The sequence below is a fragment of the Mesorhizobium sp. M1307 genome, assembly GCF_040318155.1.
Lineage (GTDB): Bacteria > Pseudomonadota > Alphaproteobacteria > Rhizobiales > Rhizobiaceae > Mesorhizobium.
In genome coordinates this window covers 75131-81429 of sequence record NZ_JAMYLR010000026.1, presented here as the reverse complement: position 1 = coordinate 81429, position 6299 = coordinate 75131, and the positions used below count along the sequence as shown (strand labels likewise).

The 6299-nt window shown below is 65.0% G+C and carries 8 protein-coding genes; all 8 read right to left on the bottom strand.

Features of this window, described 5'->3' with window-relative positions; translation table 11 throughout:
• Positions 1 to 125: 125 nt before the first annotated feature.
• Positions 126 to 275 (bottom strand): hypothetical protein, encoded by a 150-nt coding sequence (locus tag NKH16_RS23875; RefSeq protein ID WP_023677295.1) that lies wholly within the window; start codon positions 273 to 275, stop codon positions 126 to 128.
• A gap of 3 nt (positions 276 to 278) precedes the next feature.
• Positions 279 to 608, bottom strand: a complete 330-nt coding sequence (locus NKH16_RS23870) for a DUF2934 domain-containing protein (RefSeq protein WP_287286361.1) — start codon at positions 606 to 608, stop codon at positions 279 to 281.
• Positions 609 to 736: 128 nt separating this feature from the next.
• Positions 737 to 1372 (bottom strand): BA14K family protein, encoded by a 636-nt coding sequence (locus NKH16_RS23865; RefSeq protein ID WP_352744133.1) that lies wholly within the window; start codon positions 1370 to 1372, stop codon positions 737 to 739.
• Positions 1373 to 1460: 88 nt separating this feature from the next.
• On the bottom strand, positions 1461 to 2222 hold the full coding sequence (locus tag NKH16_RS23860) for an ABC transporter ATP-binding protein (protein WP_352451457.1): 762 nt from the start codon (positions 2220 to 2222) through the stop codon (positions 1461 to 1463).
• A 37-nt stretch (positions 2223 to 2259) separates the two neighbouring features.
• Positions 2260 to 3258, bottom strand: coding sequence for an ABC transporter substrate-binding protein (locus tag NKH16_RS23855; RefSeq protein WP_352617202.1), 999 nt, complete (start codon positions 3256 to 3258; stop codon positions 2260 to 2262).
• Between the two features lie 58 nt (positions 3259 to 3316).
• A complete protein-coding gene (locus NKH16_RS23850; RefSeq protein WP_352744134.1) occupies positions 3317 to 4165 on the bottom strand; it encodes an ABC transporter permease in 849 nt (282 codons plus the stop codon).
• Between the two features lie 40 nt (positions 4166 to 4205).
• On the bottom strand, positions 4206 to 5570 hold the full coding sequence (locus NKH16_RS23845; protein WP_352744136.1) for an LLM class flavin-dependent oxidoreductase: 1365 nt from the start codon (positions 5568 to 5570) through the stop codon (positions 4206 to 4208).
• Between the two features lie 52 nt (positions 5571 to 5622).
• On the bottom strand, positions 5623 to 6180 hold the full coding sequence (gene msuE, locus NKH16_RS23840; protein ID WP_023677302.1) for an FMN reductase: 558 nt from the start codon (positions 6178 to 6180) through the stop codon (positions 5623 to 5625).
• Positions 6181 to 6299: the final 119 nt, after the last annotated feature.

Genomic DNA, 6299 nt, shown 5'->3' with positions numbered 1-6299 from the left:
AGCAACCGCCCCACCTACTGACAAATAGGAAGGCATTCCTCGCAGAGTCAATTCGCTCTTGACATTTTTGTTCCCGTTTTGTTCAATATCAACTAATGGAGGCACCGAAGCGACAGCACGCCGCCTCAATGCCTCTTGAAATACTGCACCTCGCGTTCGTGCTTTTCGGCGGCCTCGCGGGTATCGAAGGTGCCGAGATTGCGGCGCTTGCCGGTCTTTTCGTCCTTCTTGCGCGAATAGAGGCGGTATTTTCCGTCTTTGAGTTTTCTGATCATCTGTCACTCCCCGAGCCGCTGCTTCCCCTTAAGGTTGCGCGCGGCTTGTTCGATAGCCGCCCTGTCGTTTCCCAGCCTGTCGATCAGCTCCTGCGCCTGTTCGCCCGATATGCCGGTGCGCACCGCCAGGGCCTCCACCGTCAAAACGTCGGAGCTCGCGACCTCGCGGGTTTCCGGCAGGGCATCGCCTGCCGTCAGTGGCAGGGCCGCCTCCCTGTCGATCTCGGCCTCGGCCCGGTGCCAGTGCCGCTCGGGATCGCCATGGATCCCGCCTTCGCGTTCCCAGATCTGGTATGCGCGCTCACGAATCTTGTCTTCCCGGTCGTCGCCCATGTTGATTTCTCCTTTGGATATCGGATGAACGCCGCGCCAACCCGAACGATCCAAGAAATCTGCGTGATCGTTGGGTGGGGTCGCACAAGGCGCTATGCACTGCGGCCGCCAGCCACCCCACGGCCTGCCTACTCGCACTGCCTGCGCGGCCCGCCCGAATACGGCTGATAGCTGTTGTCCTCCGGTCGATATGACCGGTAGCGGCTGAAGCAGTATTGCACGTGGTCGAATGAGAGCTCGGCGGCGCCGGGTTCATCCGATGGCGGGTAGCCCTCCACCGACGACGTATCGCTCGCCTCGAAATAGCTGCCGTCATCGGCGGCGCCGAGATAGGGCGAGATGCAGGGGCGCTGTTGTCCGCTGTAGGATGTGTAGTGGTTGTCGTCCGGCCTGTAGGAGCGGTAGCGGCTGGCGCACCATTCGACATGAGCGGCGGGCAGCGTCTGCTGCTCTTCCGCTGGTGGCTGGATAGAGCCGGTCGCGGTGATGTCGGTTGTCGACGCTGCGGCGGCATCGGCGGGTTTCGAGGTGCGATCGACTTCCGAGGTGCGAACGGGGACCGGGCGGGCCGGGAGGCGCTCGAGGCGCTGCGAGGCCGGGTTCACCGGTCGCGGGTCCCTGGTCCACAGTTCGGCGACGCTGGAGACCGGGGCGGCCGGCCGTACCGGCTTGGCTATTAGAAGCCAGGTGGCGAAGGCGAGGCCGCTGGCGAATACGGCAAGCGTCAGCACGAAGCCGCCAAAGATTGCGAACAAGGCTTTCATGCCGCGCTCCTTCGCCTCCCGGTTAAGGAAATGCGGGGGCGGGGAATCCGGTTCCAGGAAAGCGCGGGGCGGGGATCTTAGGCGGCTTTCAGTGCAGGCCGAATTCGCGCAGCAGTTCCTCGCGGTAACGTACGAAGCGGCTTTCGCTGCGCTCGCGCGGGCGGGGCAGGTCGATGTCGATCAGCCGCGCCGCGCCGCCTTTCTCCTTGGGCAGGATCAGTACCCGGTCGGCAAGGTAGATCGCTTCCTCGAGGTCGTGCGTCACCATCACCATGGTGACGTTCTCCTCGCTCCAGATGCGCGCCAGTTCCTCCTGCATGCCGATCTTGGTCATCGCGTCGAGCGCGCCCAGCGGCTCGTCGAGCAGCAGGATTTCGGGCTGCACGGTCAAGGCGCGGGCGATGCCGACGCGCTGTGCCATGCCGCCCGATAGCTGCCGGGGAAAGGCATCGCTGAATTCGGCGAGGCCGACCAGCGCGATATAGAAGTGCGCCCTTTCCTCGGCCGCCGCCTTCGGCACGCCGCGCACTTCGAGACCGAAGGCGACATTGCCGAGCACGGTCAGCCAGGGCAGCAGGCGCGGCTCCTGGAAAATCACCGCACGCTCGGCGCCGACGCCGTGCACCGGCTTGCCGTCGATAGCGACGCCGCCGCTGTCGGCGGCCTCCAGCCCGGCAAGTATGCGCAGCAGCGTGGTCTTGCCCGATCCGCTGGCGCCGACGATGACAAGGCATTCGCCCGAGCGGATGTCGAGGTTGAGGGTCCTCAACACGGCGAGCGAGCGCCCACTGATGCTGAACGATTTGGACAGGTCGCGTATGCTGACCTGACCGCCGCTTGTGCTGCTCATCGCGCGCGTCTCCCAACTGGTTGGTCGGTTGCTTTTGTCAGTTGGTCTTGGTTTCGCCCGGCCGGTAGAGGATGTCCGCTGCCTTCAGCTTGCCCTTTGGCAGGCGGCCGTCGCGCTCGAGCACGCTGACCCAGAAGTCGATGTCGCGGTCCGTCGCCTTGGCCCCCTGGCGCAGGCCGAAGCCGGTCCAGTAACGCGCCAGCTCGCCGTTCTCGCCGCGCTTGTCGAGGATATTTGCCAGCACCTTGCGCGCTTCGTCGGGGTTCTGCAGCGACCAGTCGGAGGCGCGCGCCGATTGTTCGACGAAATTGCGGGCGGCGTCGGGATGCGCGGCGATGAAGTCGCGCCTGAGCACGACGAAGCCGCCGGCCAGCTCGCCCAGCACGTCGGTGTCGTTGAACACGCCACGCACGCCGCCGTTGTCGACGAGGGCGCCGGCAAACGTCGCCTGCCAGTAGCCGAGCGCCGCGATGTCGACCTGACGGGAGCGCAAGGTCTGTTCGAGCTGCGGTCCGGGCACGACGACGAGATTGGCGGCATCCGGCGGCAGGCCGACGCTGTGCAGCGCCTCGCGCACGGTGTAGTCGAGATGGGCGCCGAGCGTGTTGACGGCGATGGTCTTGCCGGCGATGTCGGCGATCGATTTGATCGGGCTGTCGTCCAGCACGTAGAAGACGCTACGCACCTTGCTGTTGATGCCGTTGCTCGGATAGGCGGCGACGAAGTCGTTGCCGCCGGAGATCGAGTTGATCACGGCGGCGGTTGCAGCCGAGCCGATATCGACGCTGCCGGAGGCCAGCGCAAACAATGATTCCGGGCCGCCGCCGGAATAGCCGACATTCTCGACCTCGATACCGAGGCCTTTGAAATAGCCGAGCTCGGCGGCCAACTCATGCGGAGAGATGCTGCCACGGCTGGCGAGTGAGCGGAACTTGACGGGTGCCGCTTCGGCAAAGGCGAAGCGCGGCAGGCCGGCGGTGAGAAGGCCGGCGGCGAAGGGCGCGCCAGCAAGCAGGGAACGGCGGGAGATTTTCATGGTCCGGGTCTTTCCTGATTTGAGTTCTGGCCTGGTTGAGATTGGTAAGGGCGGGTGGTCAGTCGACGGAATTGCTCCAGCGGCAGAGCCGGCGCTGCAGGCTGACCAGCGCCTGGTTTGCAATCAGGCCGAGGCCGGCGAGGATGACGATTGCCGCAAACATCAGCGGGATCTGGAAATTGTATTGCGCGTTCATCACCTGGAAGCCGATGCCCTTGTTGGCGCCGATCATTTCGGAAGCGATCAACAGCAGCAGCGCCGTGGTGGCGCTGAGCCTCAGTCCGACGAAGATCGACGGCACGGCGCCGGGCAGCACGACGCGACGGAAGACGATGAGCTGCCTGGCACCATAGACGCGGGCCATCTCCAGCAGTTTCGGATCGACCTGCTTGACGCCGCCGATGGTGTTGAGCAGCAACGGGAACAGCGTCGCCCAGAAGATGACGAACACCTTGGAGGCTTCGCCGAGCCCAAGCAACAGGATGAAGACGGGATAGAGCGCCAGCGCCGAGGTCTGGCGGAAGACCTGCAGGATGGGATCGAGCGCGGTCTCGACCGTGCGCACCTGACCCATGAACAGGCCAAGCGGGATGGCGACCAGCACGGCGGCCGCGAAAGCGAGACCGGCGCGCTGCAGGCTGATGGCGATGTCGCTGAGCAGAGTGCCGCCGACCAGCCCCTTCCAAAGTGCCGCGACAATCATGTCGATCGGCGGCAGCACGGCCGCGTTGACCCAGCCCGCGCTGCTCGACACTTGCCAGATTGCGAGGAAAGCGATGAGGACGCCGTAGCGCGACAGGAAGCGGATGCCCGCCCGGCCACCGAGGCGCAGGAAGTCCGTGCCGAGGCTTGTCGTGCTGTCAGGCGTGCCGAGGCTGGCGGCCTGTTCGATGTGCTGCAAGGTCATCGTGTTGCCTCCTGCTTGGAAAATATCGGGTTTCTCGGGATTATTCGGCGGCCAGCACCGCCGAGCGGGCGGCGGTCCAGGGGTTTTCCGGCCGCCTGAGGCCGAGGTTCTCGCGCAGGGTCCTGCCTTCATAGGCGGTGCGGAACAGGCCGCGGCGCTGCAGTTCGGGGATCACCAGCTCGACGAAGTCGTCGAGCCCGCCGGGCAGCCAGGGCGGCAGGATGTTGAAGCCGTCGGCGGCTTCGTTGCCGAACCATTCCTCCAGCTGATCGGCGACCTGCGTGGCGCTGCCGATGACGGTATAATGGCCGCGGGCCGTTGCCACCCATTGGTAGAGCTGTCGGATGGTGAAGTTGTGCTCGTCAGCAATCTGGCGGATCAGCGCCTGGCGGCTCTTCATGCCTTCGGTCTCCTTGCTCGGCGGCAGTGGTCCATCGAGCGGATAGCCGGTGATGTCGAGCGTCTGGCCGGCCAGCCCGTTGAGCAGGGCGACGCCGTCTTCGGGCAGGATGAGATCGTTCAGTTGCTGGTACTTGGCGCGCGCTTCTTCTTCGGTGCGGCCGACGAAGGGTGCCACGCCGGGCATGATCAGCACCTGCTCGGGATCGCGGCCGACGGCCGTCACGCGCGCCTTGATATTGCGATAGAATTCCTGCGCCGACGCCAGGTTCTGATGGGCGGTGAAGATGACTTCCGCCGAGTGGGCGGCGAGCTTGCGACCGTCTTCCGACTGCCCCGCCTGCACCACGACCGGGTGCCCCTGCACCGGGCGCGGCACGTTGAGCGGCCCTTTCACGCTGAAATGCGCGCCCTTGTGGTCGATGTCGTGGAGCTTGTCCTTGTCGTAGAAGCGCCCCGATTTCTTGTCGCGGATGAAGGCATCGTCCTCCCAGCTGTCCCACAGCGCCTTGACCGTCTCGACATGCTCATGCGCGCGGGCATAGCGCTCGGCGTGGGCAGGCTGCGTCTCGCGATTGAAGTTGCGCGCGGTTTCGTCGCCGGCCGAGGTGACGACGTTCCAGCCGGCGCGGCCATTCGACAGATGATCGAGCGAGGCGAATTTGCGGGCGAGCGTGTAGGGCTCCTCGTAGGTGGTCGAGGCGGTAGCGATGAAGCCGAGATGCGTGGTGAGCGGCGCCAGCGCTGCAAACAGCGTCACTGGCTCGAAGCCGGCGATCTTGGCATTGCCGCCTTCGCGGGCGCCGAGCCCGACCGTCAGATTGTCGGCGAGGAAATAGGCATCGAACAGGCCGCGCTCGGCGGTCAGGGCGAGCTGCTTGTGGAACTCGAAATTGGTGGCGCCGTCGGCCGGCGCCTCGGGGTGGCGCCAGGCGGCGATATGCTGTCCGCCGCCGGGCAGGAAAGCGCCCAGTTTGATTTGCCTGGATTTGGTGGATCTGGTCATCGCGGCGTGCTCCTGGACGGATCGGAGAGGGGATCTCGGGTCAGTGGTGCGTTCAGGCGGCAAGGCCGACGCCGTAGGGCACCCCGGTTACACGGCATGCCTCGGCGACCGCCTGCCGGGCGCGGGCGTGGATGGCTTCCGACACCAGCACGCCATTGGCAAAATCCTTGTCGGAGGCGTAGATCGCGGTCGGCACGGTCAGCGCCTCGAAGAAGCCGAACAGCGGCCGCAACTGGTGCTCGACGATCAGCGAATGGCGCTCGCCGCCGCCGGTCGCGGCGAGAATGACGGGCTTGCCCCTCAGCGACGACGGATCGAGCAGGTCGAAGAAATGCTTGAAAAGCCCGGTATAGCTGCCTTTGAAAGTCGGCGAGCCGGCCACCAGGATGTCGGCGCCCAGCAGCCGTTCGACAATGTTGCGCGCCGCCGGGTCGAGGTCGCCGAGGCGCCTTGCCTGCGGCAGGGAAGCGCCGAGATCCTCGATATCGAAGACGGCCGAGGCCGCGCCGATGCTTTCGGCGGCCTGCCCGACAATGTGGCTGACGAACGCCTTGGTCTTCGAGGGCCGGGTCAAATTGCCCGACAGCCCCACCACGAGCTTTTTCGACATTCCTGGCTCCCTCTCAAGCGCTCTATTTTAAGATCTTGGGTCTAGCGATCTATGTTAAATCTAGAGAGTTTGTAGAATTAAGAGAGTGAGAAAATTTCAAAAGTAGCGCATTGGGCGAA